Below are 15977 nucleotides of genomic sequence, written 5' to 3'. Positions count from 1 at the left end.
TGTCGGGCCGTGCACACAAGGCCGCAGTTACAACCGCCCTTGCCGTTGCAGTTCCCCCCTTTGAAAAAGGGGGGCAGGGGGGATTCCGCCTTTGCCTCACCCCGCAATCTCATCATAGCCCCGCCCCAAAAACTGCAGCAGGCACCACCCATGCCCGAACGGATCGGCGATCCGCGCGAGCCGCCCCCAGTTCGCGCTGCGGACCTCGCCTTCCTGCACCGCCCCGGCCGCCAGCGCGCTGCGCAAGGCCGCGTCCAGATCCAGCACCACCACGTCCAGATGCAACGGCGACCAATGCCGCGCATAACGGCGCGTATCGGCGCCGGCCGCGAGCGAGCCCTCGGCCTTGAGCAACAGATAGATCGGCGCCTGCCCGCCGAGCAGTTCGATCACCTCGCCGCCGAGCCGGCGTCCGACATGCAGGCCGAAGGCGCGCGTGTAGAACGCCAGCGCCGCATCCAGATCGGGCACGTCGATATTGATCAACTGTTGCATCGCCATCCTCCGTCAACGCTGGTGGCGAGTCTGCGCGAGCCAGCGCTAAGGCCGCGTGGTCGCGGCCCGATCGATCGCTACGCCCCGATCACGGCTTGGCGTCGCCGCGTTCCTTGGCGATGCGCGCGTCCAGCTTGGCCGCGCCGGCGGCGGAGTAAGCGCGGCAGGCGCCGGCATCGACCAGCGGCCGGGTCGCGCCCGGTCCCAGGCGCGAGAACAACTCGCTGGCGCCCGGATGCGGAGTCAGCAGAATGTCGCAGGGCAGGTTCGCGACCGTGACCAGGCTTTGCCGGAACGCGGCGATGAAGCCCGGATGCGCGGCCTCGTCGGTATAGCGATACACGTCGTCGGAAAACGGCGTGAGGCTGTCGGCGTAGGCGGTCGCGCGGCACTGCCCGCCCTGATCGCAGGAGCGCCAGGTCCAGCTGGTGCTGCCCGGCGTATGCCCCGGCGTGGCGTGCGCGGTCAGCGCGATCGGTCCCAGCGTCAGCGTTTCGCCGGCCTCGATGCGGCGCACCGCGCGTACCGGCGCGAACGCCGGCGTGCTCAGGAACTGCGGATCGCCGCGATCGCCCTGGCCGCGCTCCAGCGACGCCGCTTGCGCCGGCAACGCGACCACGGTCGCGCCGCTGTCGCGCTGCAACCGGGCGATGCCGCCGGCGTGGTCGAGGTGTTCGTGCGAGCTGAGGATGTAGCGCACGTCCTCGACCTTGAAACCGAGCGCGCGGATATTGGCTTCCACCGACGCCGCGCCTTTCTCGGTGGTGCCGTCGATCAGGACATGGCCCTGGTCGGAGGTGATCAGGATCGAGCTGATGCCGCAGGTGCCGACGTACCAGGTATTGCCGTGGACGCGATGCGGCGCCGAGGGCGTGTCCCAGGTCGGATCGGCTGGACATACCGCCGCGGCCGCCGTCGCTTTCTGCCCGGACTTCAGAGCGGGCGCGGCGCAGCCGCCGAGCGCCAATACACCGATCGCAACCATCGCCAAACGCATCTTTGCCTCGCTCGCGGAAGTGAAAAACCTTCGCCCACTATCCGTCATGGCGCGGCATCGTGGAACCGCTATTCGTGTTGCGATTTGTGCGCGCGCGAACTCAGCGCAGGCCGATGGCGTCGGCGAAGGAACGGTAGAACTCGCCCTTGGGATCGCTCTCGTGGTCGATCTCGATCGGATAGGGCGTGGCTTCCTGCGGCATCGCGTTGAGCTCGCCGATGAAAGCATTCACGTCGCGGGTGTGGAACACGTACTCGCGATGGTCGGGCTCGGTGAACACGATCGCCAACACACTGTGGCCGGCGGCTTCGATGCGCTCGCAGACCCGGTCTTCGAAGCGTTCCATGGCCGCCATTTCCTCTGCCGAGGCGGTGCCGGCGCTGTGGTCGTCCTGGTAGGCCCAGATCAGGTTCAAGCGTTCTGGATAGCGGCGAAAGTCGAAGCCGCGTTCGAACTGCTTGATCCGGGTCAGGGACAGGCCATCGTCGGTGGCTTGCTCGGCCAGGGTCCAGGCGCGGGGGTCTTCCATCGCGGCGATGCTCCGGTGCGGGATCAGATTTCGCGCGCCAGGCGCTCGGCCAGGCCGGTGTAGCTGCCCGGCGTCATCGTCAGCAGGCGTTGCTTGTCGTCGGCCGGCAGGTCCAGCGAGGCGATGAACTCGCGCATCGAAGTCTCGTTGATGCCGTGGCCGCGGGTCAGCGCCTTGAGTTGCTCGTACGGATTCGGCAGGCCGTGACGGCGCATCACCGTCTGCACCGCTTCGGCCAGCACTTCCCAGGCCGCGTCGAGGTCGGCGGCCAAACGCTCGGGATTGACGCTGAGCTTGTTCAAGCCGCGCAGCAGCGCATCGATGCCGATCAGCGCGTGGCCGAAGGCGGTGCCGAGCGCGCGCAGCACGGTCGAGTCGGTCAGGTCGCGCTGCCAGCGGCTGATCGGCAGCTTGGCGGCGAAATGTTCGAACAAGACGTTGGCGATGCCGAAATTGCCTTCGGCGTTTTCGAAGTCGATCGGGTTGACCTTGTGCGGCATGGTCGAGCTGCCGACTTCGCCGGCCTTCACCGCCTGCTTGAAATAGCCCAGCGAGATGTAGCCCCAGACGTCGCGGCACAGGTCGATGCAGATGGTGTCGATGCGGCGCTGCGCGTCGCAGACCTCGGCGATGCCGTCGTGCGGTTCGATCTGGGTGGTGTAGGGCTGCCAGTCCAGGCCCAAGGACGCGACGAAGCGCTGCGAGAACGCGGCCCAGTCGATGTCCGGGTAGGAGGCGAGGTGGGCGTTGTAGTTGCCGACCGCGCCGTTGATCTTGCCTGGCATCTGCGCGCCGGCCAGGGTCTCGCCCTGGCGCAGCAGGCGCGCGACCACGTTGGCGATTTCCTTGCCGACCGTGGTCGGCGAGGCGGTCTGGCCGTGGGTGCGCGACAGCATCGGCAGCGCGGCGTGTTCGTGGGCCATCGCGCGCAGCTTCTGGATCAGATCGTCCAGGCGCGGCAGCAGCACCTGCTGGCGCGCCTGATTGAGCATCAGCGCGTAGCTGAGGTTGTTGATGTCTTCGCTGGTGCAGGCGAAATGCACGAATTCCAGGGCCGGACCCAGCTCGGCGTCGTCCTTGAGGCGTTCCTTGATCAGGTACTCGACCGCCTTGACGTCGTGGTTGGTGGTGCGCTCGATCTCCTTGACCCGGGCGGCGTCCTCGATCGACAACTCCTCGGCGAGCTTGCGCAGGCGCGCGGCGGCGGCGGCGGAGAACGGCTTGAGCTCGACGATGCCGGGCTCATCGGCCAGCGCCAGTAGCCATTCCACCTCGACCTTGACCCGTGCCTTGATCAGGCCGAATTCGGAAAAGATCGGCCTCAGCGCATCGACTTTGCCGGCGTAGCGGCCATCGAGCGGAGACAGGGCGAGCAGGGTGGTCTGGGAATCGGCGGACATGGCACGCGGTGGGGAGTAAACAGTCCGCCATTCTACCCCAGCGCCCGCGCCGTGCCGGGCGCCGCCGACCCGGCCGGATCGGGCGGAAAGCCGCCGCGCACTCGACGCGCGCCACGCCCGCGGCGATCATGACGGCCGCCAGCGAAATAACGATGCCAGCACGGCGCGCGCCCTTGCGATAGCACGGCTCGCCCCAGACCTGATTGATACGGCGCGCGGCGCGATCCGCGGCGCGTCTCCCCCACGACTCAATGGAGTTGGCAATGGCGAGCAAACGCAAGACCCCGGCCCGGACCTCCGGCCCGCCCGCGAAACCGGCGGCCAAATCCGCCGCCGCCGGGTTCCGCCTCGAACACGACAGCATGGGCGAACTCAACGTTCCCGCCGATGCCTTGTGGGGCGCGCAGACCCAGCGCGCGGTGCAGAATTTCCCGATTTCCGGCCAGCCGATGCCGCGCGAATTCATCCGCGCGCTGGCCCTGGTCAAGGCCGCCGCGGCGCAGGTCAACGGCGGGCTGGGCCTGCTCGACGCCGGCGCGGCCAAGACCATCGGCGCGGCCGCGGGCGAAGTCGCCGCCGGCCGCTTCGACGCGCATTTCCCGATCGACGTCTATCAGACCGGCTCGGGCACCTCCAGCAACATGAATGCCAACGAGGTCATCGCCACGCTGGCCTCGCGCGCGGGCAAGCACAAGATCCATCCGAACGATCACGTCAACCTGGGCCAGAGCTCCAACGACGTGATCCCGACCGCGATCCGGGTGTCGGCGCAGTTGGCGGTGGTGGAATCGTTGTTGCCGGCGCTCAAGCACCTGCGCAAGAGCATCGAGAAACGCGCGAAGGAACTGGCCAAGGTCACCAAGACCGGTCGCACCCACCTCATGGACGCCATGCCGCTGACCTTTGGGCAGGAGTTCGGTGCATGGGCCGCGCAACTCGATTCGGCGCAGCAGCGCATCGAGGACAGCCTCAAGCGCCTGCGCCGGCTGCCGATCGGCGGCACCGCGATCGGCACCGGCATCAACGCCGATCCGCGCTTCGGCAAGGCGATGGCCAAGGCGCTGTCGGCGGCGACCGGCACGCGCTTCGAATCGGCCGCGGACAAATTCGAGGGACTGGCCGCGCAGGACGACGCGGTCGAACTGTCCGGCCAGCTGAGCACGCTGGCGGTGGCGCTGATGAAGATCGCCAACGACCTGCGCTGGATGAACTCCGGGCCGCTGGCCGGCCTGGGCGAGATCGAATTGCCGGCGCTGCAGCCGGGTAGTTCGATCATGCCGGGCAAGGTCAATCCGGTGATTCCCGAAGCGCTGGCGATGGTCTGCGCGCAGGTGATCGGCCACCACGGCGCGATCACCGTGGCCGGGCAGAGCGGCAATTTCCAGCTCAACGTGATGCTGCCGCTGATCGCCTTCGACCTGCTCGATTCGATCCGCCTGCTCGCCCGCAGCATGCCGCTGCTGGCCGACAGCGCGATCGCCCGGCTCAAGGTGCGTCAGGCGCACGTGCGCGAGGCGCTGGACCGCAATCCGATCCTCGTCACCGCGCTCAATCCGATCATCGGCTACGAAAAAGCCGCGGCGATCGCCAAACAGGCTTATAAGGAAGGACGGCCGGTGCTGGAGGTAGCGGTGGAGACCAGTGGTCTGTCGGAGAAGCAACTGCGCCGGCTGCTCGATCCCGGCGCGCTGACCCGCGGCGGCATCCAGGCCGGCGGCGCGGGCGGGGGAGGTTGAGCGAAACCGCGGCTTGGCGCAAAATCCTCGCGCGTCGCGTCAAGGCCAGGTGAAGGTTTTAGCGCGTAAATGTTCCAGGATTTTGTTTCGCGACCGAATTGGGGGTTCCGCTGTTGGCCCTTGGATATCCTCGGCGCGCACAGGGGGATTAACCGGCATCGCGCCGGATAATCTTTCCGCGTGCCGGACAGGGGGCCGCGCCGGGCTGCGACCAGGGGCCATGCGGATTGGGCCGTAACGGTCCCAAGGCTATCTTTATCCGCGTACAGATTCCCTGGCGCGCCGTCCTCGCGGCGGCGCGCCGTGGATCCGGCGGCCTCGGCCGCCGGGCGCACCCGCCGATACCCGGCGAGGGCGCACGGTTATTGAGCGGTAATCGTGGCGCCATGACGGGTTTCATATTGGCGGTTTATGTAGTTCGTTCCGCGCGGCGCCGGATGCTCCGCGCGGAGGAGTTTCTCCCCCAGAAATCACTGGTCCGATCCGGCCAGCCATAACGATGGAGCATCGCTCATGAAGTCCAGGCATTTTCTTCGGTACGCCGCTGTCCTCTCGCTGCTGGTTTGTGCTGCCTGCAAACCGCAACTGTTTCCGTTCGGCGAGGGCATCAAGGTCGATCTGACCGCGAAGGCCGCGCCCGCGGCGGCGCAAGCCGCGCAGGCCACGGTCGCTCAAGCCGCACCGAAGCACTGACCGGTCGCCCCGGGCCGGGACTGGTTCCGGCCCGGGCATCGGCAAAGCACGGGCAAGGTGAGCGACGGCTTCGCCGTCGCGCGCCGGCGCAGGCGTTCAAGTCCGCGCGCCGGCTCACGCAGGTTCGCGGTTTCTCTTCGAGTCTCAACGCGGCGCCGCCGCCGCGGGCCGCGAACCGAAGCACCCACGCTATGCATCATGCGGGCCGATCCGGCCGGCGTGCTGAGTTCGCGTGCGCGATGGTGGATGACAGCGCCGCGGGCGCTTGGCATAGTGAGCGCGCGGGCTGGGAGCGCCCGCACGGCAACCCGTCTCGCGACGGCGACTTTGGCATTTGCCCGCCGCTACCAACGCTCAAGGATGCGATATGAACCGTGCCATTTCCGGCAAGCCCTCGGCGGCTTTCGTCGGCGCTTCGTGGACCGCGCTCATGCTCGGCGCACTGGCCTATCTGATCGGCCTGTGGAACGCGAGCATGCAACTCAACGAAAAAGGTTACTACCTGACCCTGCTGCTCTACGGCTTGTTCGCCGCCGTGTCGGTGCAAAAGGCGGTGCGCGACCGGATGGAAGGCATCCCGGTCACGAACATCTACTACGGCCTGGCCTGGGTGTCGGTGGTCAGCGCGCTGCTGCTGTTGTTCATCGGCCTGTGGAACGCGCAGATCAGCTTCAGCGAGAAAGGCTTCTACGGCATGGCGTATGCGTTGAGCCTGTTCGCGGCGATCGCGGTGCAGAAGAACACCCGTGACGGCGCTGGCGCGGGTTCGGGCGAAGAACTGGAATAAGCCGGCGTCCCGGTCCGGATATCGGCCACCGGCCTTGCTCGCGCAAGGCCTGGTGGCGAACGGCGGGCCGCGGCCCGCCGTCGGTTTGAACTAGCGGCGGCAATCCTTCGCCACGTCGGCGTCGATCTTGGCGAACGGCGCGAACGCCGGCAGCGAGGCGCGCAGTTCGTCCTGCGCGGTGCGCAGGCTGGCGACGCGGTCGCACATCTTCATCGCCTGCGCCTGCAGCTTGGAGGCTTCGGCTTCGACCTTCTTGCCGATTTCCTCCGGCTTGCCCTTGCTCAGTTCCTCGAACGCGGTGCTCACCGCCTGGCCGGCCATCGCCGCGCCGGCCTTGCCCATCGCGGCGCCGTCCTGGCCGATGCCGACGACCTGTTCGTAGTAACGCCGGCTGATCGCCTGCTGCGCCGCGCTCAGGGTCTGCGCCTTGCCGTCGATGCTCAGCGCGCCGTCGGCGGCGATGTCGGCGCGATGCTCGCCGTCGCCTTTCACCCGCACGTCGTCGCCGACCACGCTGATGTGATCGATCACCGAGACGTGGAGCGAGCGTTCGGGCGACTTCGAGCAGCCCGCGTTCGACACGGTCAGCGCCAGGACGGCGAGCAAGGTGGCGGGATGCAACAGCGAAAGCGGGGCTTTCATGGCGGAGTCCTGAGCGCGCGGAGCGCCGGCGGTAGGAGGGAAGCGGCGGCGCGTGCGCGCACGCGCCGTCGCGGTCAGTCTTCCTGCGGAATGTCGACGCGGCCGACGACGCCGCGGTGATGCACCGAGCCGCTGCCGACGCTGCTCACGCGCAGATTGCCGCGCACGTCGCTGACGTCGAGATCGCCCGAGCCCAGGCGCTTGAGCTCGACCGAGCCGCCGACCTGGTTGAGTTCGACATCGCCCGAGCCGACCGAGCCGATGCTGACGTCGTGGGCGATGCCGCGCGCCTTCAGATCGCCCGAACCCAGGCGCAGCAATTGCAGCGAACCGATCTTGTCCAGGTCGATGTCGCCCGAGCCCACCTGGGCGGTGACCAGGCCGCGCACGCGGCTGATGTTGATGTCGCCGGAGTTCACGTCCGCGCTCAGCGCCGACACGTTCTCGACCGAGGCGTCGCCGGAGCCGACCTTGAGCTGCACCATCAGGTTGTCGGGCACCGTGGCGTGCAGCTTCATGTGGCGCTGGCCGTTGAAATTCAGGCTGATCTTGTCGGCGTGCGCGGCGGTGACCACCAGCTTGTCGCCGACGCGTTGCTGGGTCAGGGTCAGGCCGGACAGGTCGGCGGCGTTGGAGGCGCAGGCATAGCCTTCGACCGCGCCCTTGGCGCCGGCGGCGCCCTTGACGCTCAGATCGTCGGAGCCGATCGCGAACACCACGGCTTTGACCCCGGCCAGATCGAGTTGCAGGTTGCGCGGCTGGGCGTTGTCGCAGCGGTCGGCGGCCTGGGAGGCCAGCGGCAGCGCCATGGCGGCGGAGAGAAGGACGATGGGCAGGCGCATTGGGCGCTCCGGATAAGGGTGGAATCTTAGAGATGCGGCGAAGGCGCAAACGGTTGAGACCGTTCGGCGGCGCGGGGGCCGCCGATACCGCCCGCGGCTTGCGCGGGCGGCAGACGCGGACTCAGCCCTCGTCGCGCCAGCGGCGCAGGCGGATCGCGGCGTACACCATCGCCGCGCCGAGAACCGCGCCGATCCACAGGTCGATCGTGGTCAGGGCGTGCAGGCTGCTGGTGATGTTGACCGACTGGGCCAGCGCTTCGGGACCATGCGTGGCCGCGTTCTGGGCGTTGGCGGCGACGTGTTCGTTGAGGAACCAGGTGCCCGGCACCACGCTGAGCAGACCGCGCAGTCCGACCGTGTACCAGATCGCGCCGTGCGGGATTTCGATGCCCGGCATGATGTCGAGGAAGCTGACGAACACGCACGCCAGCAGCGGGATCACCACCGCCCAGACGAAGGGCACGCTGCGCGCCCACGCCGAGCACAGCATCAGCCAGCCGATCGTCGGCAGCGCCCACAGCGCGTAGACCGGGATCGCCACTGCGATCTGCGCGATCAACTGCAGCGGATGGGCCTGGGTGAAGATCGCCGAGGCGCCGTCCAGGCCGTTGAGCACCGCCGCGAGCCAGGCCAGCACCCACATCACCAGTCCCACCCCCAGCCCGATCACCGCCGCCAGCAGCGGCGCCAGCACCAGCGCCCACAACAGCTTGGACAACACCGCCTGCGTGTCGGAGACCGGCAGCGACTTCCAGAACAGGATGCTGCGGTCCTTGCGCTCGTCGTAGATCGAGCCCAGAGCGTAGAAGAACACCACGAACACGAACACCGTGAACACCATGCCCAGGCCGCCGGCCAGGGCGATGTCGCCGACCCCGCCGAGGTTGTCGCCGCCGCTCATGTGGACGTTGACGCCGTCGCCGCTGTTGGCGGCGACCTTATGGAACAGCACGGAACCGGCGAGGATGCCGAGCACGGCGAAGGCGATCGCGATCAGTCCGGCGATCAGCGGTCCCCACAGGAAACCGCCGCGGTGTTCCCAGAACTCGCGCTTGAGCAGCATCTTGAACACTTGCTGCGGCGGGAAGGCGGCCACTGCGCGCGGTGCGGCCGGGGTGGTCAGGTCTTGGGCGGCGGCATTCATGCGTAGGTCCCCTTCATGGTGGCGACGAACAGGTCGGCCAGGCCCGGCGTGCGGGTTTCGCCCAGGCCGGTGAGCTGGGCGGCGTTGACGCCGTCGAACAGCATCACCGTCTTGCCGAACGGCAGGGCGCGTTCGTCCAGCGGTCCCAGGCTGCGCGCATGCTCGGCCTTGTCGTGGTCGATCAGCACTTCGGTGAAGCGCTCGCCGAGGTTTTCCATCGGGCAGTCCAGGACGATCTTGCCGTCGCGGATGAACATCACGTCGGTGAGGATGTGTTCGATCTCCTCGACCTGGTGGGTGGTGATGACGATGGTCTTGTTCTCGTCGAAGTAATCCTCCAGCAGGCGCTGGTAGAACTGCTTGCGATACAGGATGTCCAGGCCCAGGGTCGGTTCGTCCAGCACCAGCAGGCGCGCGTCGATGGCCATCACCAGGGCCAGGTGCAGTTGCACGATCATGCCCTTGGACATTTCGCGAACGCGCAGGTCCGGCTTGAGCAATGTGCCGTGCAGGAAACGCTCGCACTTGGCGCGGTCGAAGCGCGGATGCACGCCGGCGACGAAGTCGATCGCCTCGCGCACTTTCAGCCAGCGCGGCAGCACCGCGACGTCGGCGATGAAGCACACATCGCGCATCAGTTCGTCGCGCTGGGTGCGCGGGTCGCGGCCCAGCACCGATAGTTCGCCGTCGAACGCGATCAGGCCGAGGATGGCCTTGAGCGCGGTGGTCTTGCCGGCGCCGTTGGGGCCGATCAGGCCGACGATGCGGCCGGCGGGGATGTCGAAGGTGGTGTCGTTGAGCGCGAGCTTGCTGCGGTACGCCTTGCGCAAGCCGCGCGCGGTGACGATGTGGCCCGGATCGATATGGATGGCATTGGTCATGGTGCGTCCGCCTTGTGGTTGCCGGCGTTGTCGGCCGCCGCGCCGCCGAGCAGTTCCTGCGCGCTCAGGCCCAGTCGGGTAATGCGCTCGATGACCAGCGGCCATTCCTCGCGCAAGAAGCGTTCGCGCTCGTTGATGAGCAGTTTCCTCGCGGCTTCTTCGGTCACGTACATGCCCAGGCCTCGGCGTTTTTCGACCAGCGACTCGTCGGCCAACTCCTGGTAGGCGCGCGAGACGGTGATGGGGTTGAGTTGGTATTCGGCTGCGACCTGCCGCACGGAGGGCAGGGCATCGCCGGGCTTGAGCACGCCGTCGAGCATCATCGCGACGACGCGCTCCTTGAGCTGGCGATAGATCGGAGCGCCGTCGCTCCATTGGATTGCGGTCATGGCTCAGCCCCGCGTCAGGAAGGAGAAATAGGGCATGACGAGATTGCTTCGGTTGCGGCGCGAGGCGGTCCCGGCTTTGCGCTTGGGTTCGGTGCGTGCCGGCTCCGCGGCTGCAATGGGTTCGATGGCGTTGGCCATCGCACTGAGGTCGGCGACATCGCCGGCGAGCACGCCGGCGAATTGCGCCAGTTCGCTGGCGCTGGCGGCGTTTTCCAGACGCGCGGCGCTGGCTTCGATCCTGCGGGCGGCGCCGCCGATGTCGCCGGAGCGGCTGCGGGCGCGTTCGACGAAGGCGCGGTCGAAACTGATCCGCGCCTTGACCGCGCCCAGATCGAGTTCGATCGGGCGGGTGGCCGGCAGGTCGCCGGCGAACTGGGTCAGGCCCTGCGCCGGCGTGGCGACCGGGCCGGGCAGCGGAAGCATGACCACCAGGCCCAGGACCAGGGCGCCGCCGGCGGCCATCAGGGCCGATATGGAGTTATGCAGCTTGCGGTTCATGGGGACGTCCTGCTCGTTAGTAGGTCGGTGTTGTATTCAACTATAACACCTAAACACGCCGAGTCAACCGGTGCGGACCCAACTGAAGACATAGGCGTCATACTTGGGCCCAGCCTCCTCCCATGCGGCCCTCGCCCCCGCGGCGGCGGCCCCTCCCACCGTCCATCCGAGCCCGCCCCCGATGACTTTCCTGTCTCAATCGAGTCCGCGCCGCGCCCGCGCCGCCGGTTCCGTCGTGCTGCTGTCCCTGGCCCTGACCGCCGGCGTCGCCGCCGCGGCCGGCACCGGTCTGCTGGACCGCAGCTTCCGTCCGCTGGCCGGCAAGGTGCCGGTCGATCTGGCCAAGGCCTACGGCGGCGACGTCGTGCTGGTGGTCAACACCGCGAGCAAATGCGGTTTCACCCCGCAGTTCGAGGCCCTGGAAGGCCTGCACGCCAAGTACAAGGCGAAGGGCTTCGCCGTGCTCGGCTTCCCCTCGGGCGATTTCAAGGCGCAGGAATTCGAGGACGAGAAACAGATCCAGGAGTTCTGCACGCTGACCTACGGCGTCAAGTTCCCGATGTTCGAGAAAGTGCACGTAATCGGCGATCAGGCCACGCCGCTGTACAAGGACCTGACCAAGGTCTCCGGCGAAGCGCCGAAGTGGAATTTCCACAAGTACCTGATCGGCCGCGACGGCAAGCTGATCGCCAGCTACGGCAGCAAGGTCACCCCGGACGATCCGGCCGTGGTCGCGGCGATCGAGCGCGCGCTGGCCGCGCCCTCGGCCAAGGCGGCCAAGCCCGCCGGCAAGACGGCCGCGGCGGCGGCCGGCAAATAAACCGCGGAGGCGAAATCCAGGCCGATCGCGCGCGGATTTGCGCGCGTGGTCCGGTTTCGCGGCGGCGCCCTCGGGCGAGCCGCGGAACTTCGCCGCTTGTCCGCCGTCACACTGGAACATTGCCGCATCAGGCTGGGCCCGCGACAATGCCGGGCTGGCGCCGGATCGCGGCGCACACATTACGTAATCAGGACAAGCAACCAGGAGCTGGACCCCGATGAAGGCTTTCGTGCGCGGCGCTGCCGTGTTGATCACCACCGCAGCGCTGTTCGGCGGCGCCGCTTCTGCTCAGGACAAGACCGTGCTCGCCAACGACCGAGAAAAAATCAGCTACGCCATCGGCATGGACGTGGCGTCCTCGCTCAAGCCGGTCGGCCCGGATCTGGATGCGGCCGCGTTCGAACGCGCGGTCAAGAACGTATTCGACGGCGGCAAGCCGCTGATCACCCAGGACGAGGCGCGCACCGTCGATACCGCCCTGCGCGCGCGCATCGCCTCGCGCGAAGGCAAGCCGGCCGCCGGCGCCGCGCCCGGCGCCACGCCGCCTGCGGTGGACAAGAGCAAGGTCGGCCTGCTGATCGGCACCTTCATGGTCGGCCCGGCGCTGCAGCAGATCAAAAGCGAAATCGAGCTGCCGATCCTGGTGCAGGCCGTGCGCACGTCGCTCAGCGGCGGCAAGACCCTGCTGGCCGACGGCGACGCGCGCACCGTGCTGACCAATTTCAGCGAGAAGATGCAGGCCAAGATCAAGGCCGACGCCGCCGCCGCGGGCGACAAGAACCTGCAGCAGGGCACCGCCTTCCTGGCCGAGAACAAGAAGGTCAAGGGCGTGTTCGTGACCGGCTCGGGCCTGCAGTACATGATCCTGCGCCAGGGCTCGGGCGAGCGTCCCAAGCCGACCGACAAGGTCAGCGTGAACTACAAGGGCACGCTGCTCGACGGCAAGACCTTCGACAGCTCCTACGATCGCGGCCAGCCGGCCGAATTCCCGGTCAACGGCGTGATCCAGGGCTGGCAGGAAGGCCTGGCGATGATGCCGGTCGGCAGCAAGTTCAAGTTCTGGATTCCGGCCGAGCTGGCCTACGGCCCCAACGGCGCGCCGCCGAGCATCGGCCCCAACGCGACCTTGACCTTCGAAGTCGAGTTGCTCGACATCCTGTGATTGCGCTCCGCGTGCGGCGACGCATGCGGCCGTAGCGTAGCGTTCGACCGCCGGCCGGCAACGCGTTGCCCGGCCGGCCCGGTTTCCCACCTATCCGGTTATCAGTCTCCTAGGAGTGCAGTTTGATGAAGCCTTTCATGCGTAACACCGCCCTCGCGTTCGCCGTGGCCTCGATGGCGTTGTTCGCCTCCGGTTGCGACAAGACCGGCAAGCCGGCCGGCGACAAGGCCGCCGAGGCAAAGCCCGGCGACAAGGCGGCCGACGGTAAGGAGGTCAAGGTGCTCGGCGGCATGAAGACCGAAAAAGAACAGGAAAGCTATCTGATCGGCATGGACATGGGCCGCTCGCTGGAACTGCTCAAGGACGATCTGGACCTGGCCGTGCTGCAGAAGGCCATGCAGGCCAACATGAAGGGCGACAAGCCGTTGCTGACCGATGAGGAAGCGCAGCAGATCCGCCAGCGCCTGCAGGAAAAGGTGCGCAACAAGCAGGTCGAGAAGATGGTCGCGATGGCCAAGAAGAACCAGGAAGACGGCGTCAAGTTCCTGGCCGACAACGGCAAGAAGGCCGGCGTGGTGACCACTCCTTCGGGCCTGCAGTACCAGATCCTGACCGAAGGCAAGGGCGTCAAGCCCAAGGTCACCGACACCGTGCGCGTGCATTACAAGGGCACGCTGCTCGACGGCAAGACCTTCGACAGCTCCTACGATCGCAACGAACCGGCGGTGTTCCCGCTCGGCGCGGTGGTCCCGGGCTGGCAGGAAGGCATCGCGCTGATGCCGGTCGGCAGCAAGTTCAAGCTGTGGATTCCGAGCAAGCTCGGCTACGGCGAGCAAGGCACCCCGGGCGGCCCGATCGGCCCGAACGCGACCTTGGTGTTCGACGTGGAACTGCTCGACATCGTCAAGCCCGACGCACCGGTCGGCGGCCCGGGTTCGGCGGCCATGGGCACCGGTCCGAAGCACTGATCGATTGAGGAATAAGGCGGGAGTGGCGTAGCGGTACCCGAACGCAGGGCAGGGGCTGCAGTTTCCGTCGCGGTTGATACGCGACGCGGCTACAGTCTTCATTCCGGCGTTCGCGGTCCGCGCGCCACTCCCGTTTTCGTTTCCACCTGAAAGAGAACAACGAATGCGCGTCACCATCTTCGGCACCGGTTACGTGGGCCTGGTTACCGGCACCTGCCTGGCCGATGTCGGGCACGACGTGGTCTGCGTCGATATCGACCAGGCCAAGGTCGAGGGCCTCAACCGCGGCGTGATCCCGATCTACGAGCCCGGCCTGGAGCCGATGGTCAAGGCCAATCACGCCGCCGGCCGTCTGCACTTCACCACCGACGCCGCCGCCGGCATCGTTCACGGCGACCTGATCTTCATCGCCGTCGGCACGCCGCCCGACGAGGACGGCAGCGCCGACCTGCGCTACGTGCTCGCGGTGGCTTCGACCATCGGCCGGCACATCGAGCGCCCGGTGGTGGTGGTCAACAAGTCCACCGTGCCGGTGGGCACCGCCGACAAGGTCCAGGCGACGATCGCGCGCGAGCTGGAAAACCGCGGCGTGCAGGTCGCGTTCGACGTCGCGTCCAATCCCGAATTCCTCAAGGAAGGCGATGCGGTCAACGACTGCATGCGTCCGGACCGCATCGTGATCGGCGCGTCCAATCAGGTCGCGGTGGAAAAACTCAAGCGCCTGTATGCGCCGTTCAACCGCAATCACGAACGCATCGTGGTCATGGACCTGCGTTCGGCGGAACTGACCAAGTACGCGGCAAACGCCATGCTCGCGACCAAGATCAGTTTCATGAACGAGATCGCCAACATCGCGGAGAAAGTCGGCGCCGACGTGGAGATGGTCCGCCACGGCATCGGTTCGGACCCGCGCATCGGCTGGCACTTCATCTATCCCGGCGCCGGCTACGGCGGCTCGTGCTTTCCCAAGGACGTGCAGGCGCTGTCGCGCACGGCGCAGCAGCACGGCTACAGCGCGCGCCTGCTCGACGCGGTGGAAGAGGTCAACGACAGCCAGAAGGGCCATCTGTTCGAACTGATCCAGCGCCATTACGGCGGCGACATCCGGGGCAAGACCTTCGCCGTGTGGGGATTGGCGTTCAAGCCCAACACCGACGACATGCGCGAAGCGCCCAGCCGCAAGCTGCTCGCCCAGCTGTGGGCCGCCGGCGCGCGCGTGCGCGCCTACGACCCGGAAGCCGGCGAGGAAGCGCAGCGCATCTTCGGCGAGCGCGAAGACCTGGCGCTGTGCGATTCGGCGCGCGCCGCGCTGGCCGACGCCGACGCGCTGGTGGTGGTGACCGAGTGGAAGCAATTCCGCAGCCCGGATTTCATCCGCGTCCGCCAAGCGTTGGCCGACGGCGTGATCTTCGACGGACGCAACCTGTACCATCCCGACGAAGTCGAAGCCGCGGACCTGGCCTATTACGGCATCGGTCGCGGCCGCTCGATCCTGATCGACGGCGCCTGAGCCGTCGCCCGGATTTTACCTGTAGCCCCACCGGATTGATTGTTTTGGCCGATACCGAACTCCAGCAGCGTCTGATCGACCTGGAAACGCGCGTGGCGTTCCAGGAGCACGCGCTGAGCGAACTCAGCGACGCGCTCGCCGCCGCGCGCAGCGAAGAGGCGCGCAATTCGTTGCTGCTGTTTCGCGCGCTCGAAGAGATCAAACACATGCGCGCCGCCTTGGCGACGAGCCCGCTGACCGGCGAAGCCGCCAGCGAACCACCCCCGCCGCATTACTGATCCGACTACCGAGCAATGAGCGACACTCTCCGCGACCAATTGCTGGGTCTGGGCTTCAAGCCCGCGCCCAAGCCCGAACGTACCGAGCGCAAGCCCGACGACCGCCGGGGCGGCAAGCCCGGCGCCGGCCGCGGCGACGGCAAGCCGCCGCATCGCGCCGACGGCGCCCACCGCGGCGACGCGCGCAAGCCCGGCGAGCAGCGCCC

18 protein-coding genes and 1 pseudogene are annotated in these 15977 nt (G+C 67.5%); 9 read left to right on the top strand and 10 right to left on the bottom strand.

The window, feature by feature from the left end:
- Positions 1-96: 96 nt before the first annotated feature.
- The 4 genes from J7J50_RS16495 to purB form a co-directional block, all read right to left on the bottom strand.
- Entirely contained in the window at positions 97-495 is a 399-nt protein-coding gene (locus tag J7J50_RS16495; RefSeq protein WP_215059981.1) for a VOC family protein, read from the bottom strand.
- An 88-nt stretch (positions 496-583) separates the two neighbouring features.
- The gene (gene bla / locus J7J50_RS16490; RefSeq protein ID WP_215059974.1) at positions 584-1492 is read right to left on the bottom strand and encodes a subclass B3 metallo-beta-lactamase; all 909 of its coding nucleotides are present in this window, start codon (positions 1490-1492) and stop codon (positions 584-586) included.
- Positions 1493-1592: 100 nt separating this feature from the next.
- Positions 1593-2021 (bottom strand): DUF695 domain-containing protein, encoded by a 429-nt coding sequence (locus J7J50_RS16485; RefSeq protein WP_215059971.1) that lies wholly within the window; start codon positions 2019-2021, stop codon positions 1593-1595.
- 23 nt (positions 2022-2044) lie between these two features.
- The gene (gene purB / locus J7J50_RS16480) at positions 2045-3421 is read right to left on the bottom strand and encodes an adenylosuccinate lyase (RefSeq protein WP_215059969.1); all 1377 of its coding nucleotides are present in this window, start codon (positions 3419-3421) and stop codon (positions 2045-2047) included.
- A gap of 263 nt (positions 3422-3684) precedes the next feature.
- On the opposite strand from purB, the gene J7J50_RS16475 reads away from it, so the two are divergent.
- From J7J50_RS16475 to yiaA, 3 genes are all read left to right on the top strand, one after another.
- Positions 3685-5157 carry a class II fumarate hydratase gene (locus J7J50_RS16475; RefSeq protein ID WP_215059967.1) on the top strand — a complete coding sequence of 491 codons (1473 nt, stop codon included), beginning with the start codon at positions 3685-3687 and terminating at the stop codon, positions 5155-5157.
- A 513-nt stretch (positions 5158-5670) separates the two neighbouring features.
- The gene (locus J7J50_RS16470; protein WP_215059965.1) at positions 5671-5850 is read left to right on the top strand and encodes a hypothetical protein; all 180 of its coding nucleotides are present in this window, start codon (positions 5671-5673) and stop codon (positions 5848-5850) included.
- A gap of 367 nt (positions 5851-6217) precedes the next feature.
- Positions 6218-6637, top strand: coding sequence for an inner membrane protein YiaA (gene yiaA / locus J7J50_RS16465; RefSeq protein ID WP_215059963.1), 420 nt, complete (start codon positions 6218-6220; stop codon positions 6635-6637).
- A 90-nt stretch (positions 6638-6727) separates the two neighbouring features.
- Here yiaA and J7J50_RS16460 read toward each other — a convergent pair whose 3' ends face one another.
- The 6 genes from J7J50_RS16460 to J7J50_RS16435 all read right to left on the bottom strand — a co-directional run bounded on the left by J7J50_RS16460 (position 6728) and on the right by J7J50_RS16435 (position 11033).
- Positions 6728-7279: a DUF2884 family protein gene (locus J7J50_RS16460; protein ID WP_215059961.1), complete on the bottom strand. Its 552-nt coding sequence runs from the start codon at positions 7277-7279 to the stop codon at positions 6728-6730.
- A gap of 74 nt (positions 7280-7353) precedes the next feature.
- Positions 7354-8121, bottom strand: a complete 768-nt coding sequence (locus J7J50_RS16455) for a DUF4097 family beta strand repeat-containing protein (RefSeq protein ID WP_215059959.1) — start codon at positions 8119-8121, stop codon at positions 7354-7356.
- A 121-nt stretch (positions 8122-8242) separates the two neighbouring features.
- A complete protein-coding gene (locus tag J7J50_RS16450) occupies positions 8243-9184 on the bottom strand; it encodes an ABC transporter permease (protein WP_215060091.1) in 942 nt (313 codons plus the stop codon).
- A gap of 77 nt (positions 9185-9261) precedes the next feature.
- Complete coding sequence (locus J7J50_RS16445; protein ID WP_215059957.1) at positions 9262-10146, bottom strand: ABC transporter ATP-binding protein; 885 nt, start codon at positions 10144-10146, stop codon at positions 9262-9264.
- Positions 10143-10535, bottom strand: coding sequence for a GntR family transcriptional regulator (locus J7J50_RS16440; protein ID WP_215059955.1), 393 nt, complete (start codon positions 10533-10535; stop codon positions 10143-10145). Before J7J50_RS16440 ends, J7J50_RS16445 begins: the two co-directional genes overlap by 4 nt.
- Before the next feature lie 3 nt (positions 10536-10538).
- Positions 10539-11033 (bottom strand): hypothetical protein, encoded by a 495-nt coding sequence (locus tag J7J50_RS16435; RefSeq protein ID WP_215059953.1) that lies wholly within the window; start codon positions 11031-11033, stop codon positions 10539-10541.
- Positions 11034-11214: 181 nt separating this feature from the next.
- Here J7J50_RS16435 and J7J50_RS16430 point away from each other — a divergent pair, with 181 nt between their 5' ends.
- The 6 genes and pseudogenes from J7J50_RS16430 to J7J50_RS24860 all read left to right on the top strand — a co-directional run.
- Complete coding sequence (locus J7J50_RS16430; protein WP_215059951.1) at positions 11215-11853, top strand: glutathione peroxidase; 639 nt, start codon at positions 11215-11217, stop codon at positions 11851-11853.
- A 217-nt stretch (positions 11854-12070) separates the two neighbouring features.
- Positions 12071-13015, top strand: a complete 945-nt coding sequence (locus tag J7J50_RS16425) for an FKBP-type peptidyl-prolyl cis-trans isomerase (RefSeq protein ID WP_215059949.1) — start codon at positions 12071-12073, stop codon at positions 13013-13015.
- Between the two features lie 137 nt (positions 13016-13152).
- Entirely contained in the window at positions 13153-13983 is an 831-nt protein-coding gene (locus J7J50_RS16420) for an FKBP-type peptidyl-prolyl cis-trans isomerase (protein WP_215059948.1), read from the top strand.
- A 163-nt stretch (positions 13984-14146) separates the two neighbouring features.
- The gene (locus tag J7J50_RS16415; protein ID WP_215059946.1) at positions 14147-15493 is read left to right on the top strand and encodes a UDP-glucose/GDP-mannose dehydrogenase family protein; all 1347 of its coding nucleotides are present in this window, start codon (positions 14147-14149) and stop codon (positions 15491-15493) included.
- A gap of 44 nt (positions 15494-15537) precedes the next feature.
- Entirely contained in the window at positions 15538-15771 is a 234-nt protein-coding gene (locus tag J7J50_RS16410) for a SlyX family protein (RefSeq protein ID WP_251047346.1), read from the top strand.
- 15 nt (positions 15772-15786) lie between these two features.
- Positions 15787-15977, top strand: a pseudogene (locus J7J50_RS24860) (DUF2058 domain-containing protein); the annotation flags it as partial.

Origin of the sequence: Lysobacter sp. ISL-50 (assembly GCF_018612875.1) — a bacterium.
GTDB lineage: Bacteria > Pseudomonadota > Gammaproteobacteria > Xanthomonadales > Xanthomonadaceae > Lysobacter.
Note: the sequence above shows the minus strand (reverse complement) of the source record. Positions and strands in the feature narration are given on the sequence as shown.

What these genes read in the sequence shown, in the direction of transcription:
- J7J50_RS16495 (WP_215059981.1), bottom strand. Translation starts at nt 495, where the DNA reads ATGCAACAGTTGATCAATATCGACGTGCCCGATCTGGATGCGGCGCTG.
- bla (WP_215059974.1), bottom strand. Translation starts at nt 1,492, where the DNA reads ATGCGTTTGGCGATGGTTGCGATCGGTGTATTGGCGCTCGGCGGCTGC.
- J7J50_RS16485 (WP_215059971.1), bottom strand. Translation starts at nt 2,021, where the DNA reads ATGGAAGACCCCCGCGCCTGGACCCTGGCCGAGCAAGCCACCGACGAT.
- purB (WP_215059969.1), bottom strand. Translation starts at nt 3,421, where the DNA reads ATGTCCGCCGATTCCCAGACCACCCTGCTCGCCCTGTCTCCGCTCGAT.
- J7J50_RS16475 (WP_215059967.1), top strand. Translation starts at nt 3,685, where the DNA reads ATGGCGAGCAAACGCAAGACCCCGGCCCGGACCTCCGGCCCGCCCGCG.
- J7J50_RS16470 (WP_215059965.1), top strand. Translation starts at nt 5,671, where the DNA reads ATGAAGTCCAGGCATTTTCTTCGGTACGCCGCTGTCCTCTCGCTGCTG.
- yiaA (WP_215059963.1), top strand. Translation starts at nt 6,218, where the DNA reads ATGAACCGTGCCATTTCCGGCAAGCCCTCGGCGGCTTTCGTCGGCGCT.
- J7J50_RS16460 (WP_215059961.1), bottom strand. Translation starts at nt 7,279, where the DNA reads ATGAAAGCCCCGCTTTCGCTGTTGCATCCCGCCACCTTGCTCGCCGTC.
- J7J50_RS16455 (WP_215059959.1), bottom strand. Translation starts at nt 8,121, where the DNA reads ATGCGCCTGCCCATCGTCCTTCTCTCCGCCGCCATGGCGCTGCCGCTG.
- J7J50_RS16450 (WP_215060091.1), bottom strand. Translation starts at nt 9,184, where the DNA reads ATGCTGCTCAAGCGCGAGTTCTGGGAACACCGCGGCGGTTTCCTGTGG.
- J7J50_RS16445 (WP_215059957.1), bottom strand. Translation starts at nt 10,146, where the DNA reads ATGACCAATGCCATCCATATCGATCCGGGCCACATCGTCACCGCGCGC.
- J7J50_RS16440 (WP_215059955.1), bottom strand. Translation starts at nt 10,535, where the DNA reads ATGACCGCAATCCAATGGAGCGACGGCGCTCCGATCTATCGCCAGCTC.
- J7J50_RS16435 (WP_215059953.1), bottom strand. Translation starts at nt 11,033, where the DNA reads ATGAACCGCAAGCTGCATAACTCCATATCGGCCCTGATGGCCGCCGGC.
- J7J50_RS16430 (WP_215059951.1), top strand. Translation starts at nt 11,215, where the DNA reads ATGACTTTCCTGTCTCAATCGAGTCCGCGCCGCGCCCGCGCCGCCGGT.
- J7J50_RS16425 (WP_215059949.1), top strand. Translation starts at nt 12,071, where the DNA reads ATGAAGGCTTTCGTGCGCGGCGCTGCCGTGTTGATCACCACCGCAGCG.
- J7J50_RS16420 (WP_215059948.1), top strand. Translation starts at nt 13,153, where the DNA reads ATGCGTAACACCGCCCTCGCGTTCGCCGTGGCCTCGATGGCGTTGTTC.
- J7J50_RS16415 (WP_215059946.1), top strand. Translation starts at nt 14,147, where the DNA reads ATGCGCGTCACCATCTTCGGCACCGGTTACGTGGGCCTGGTTACCGGC.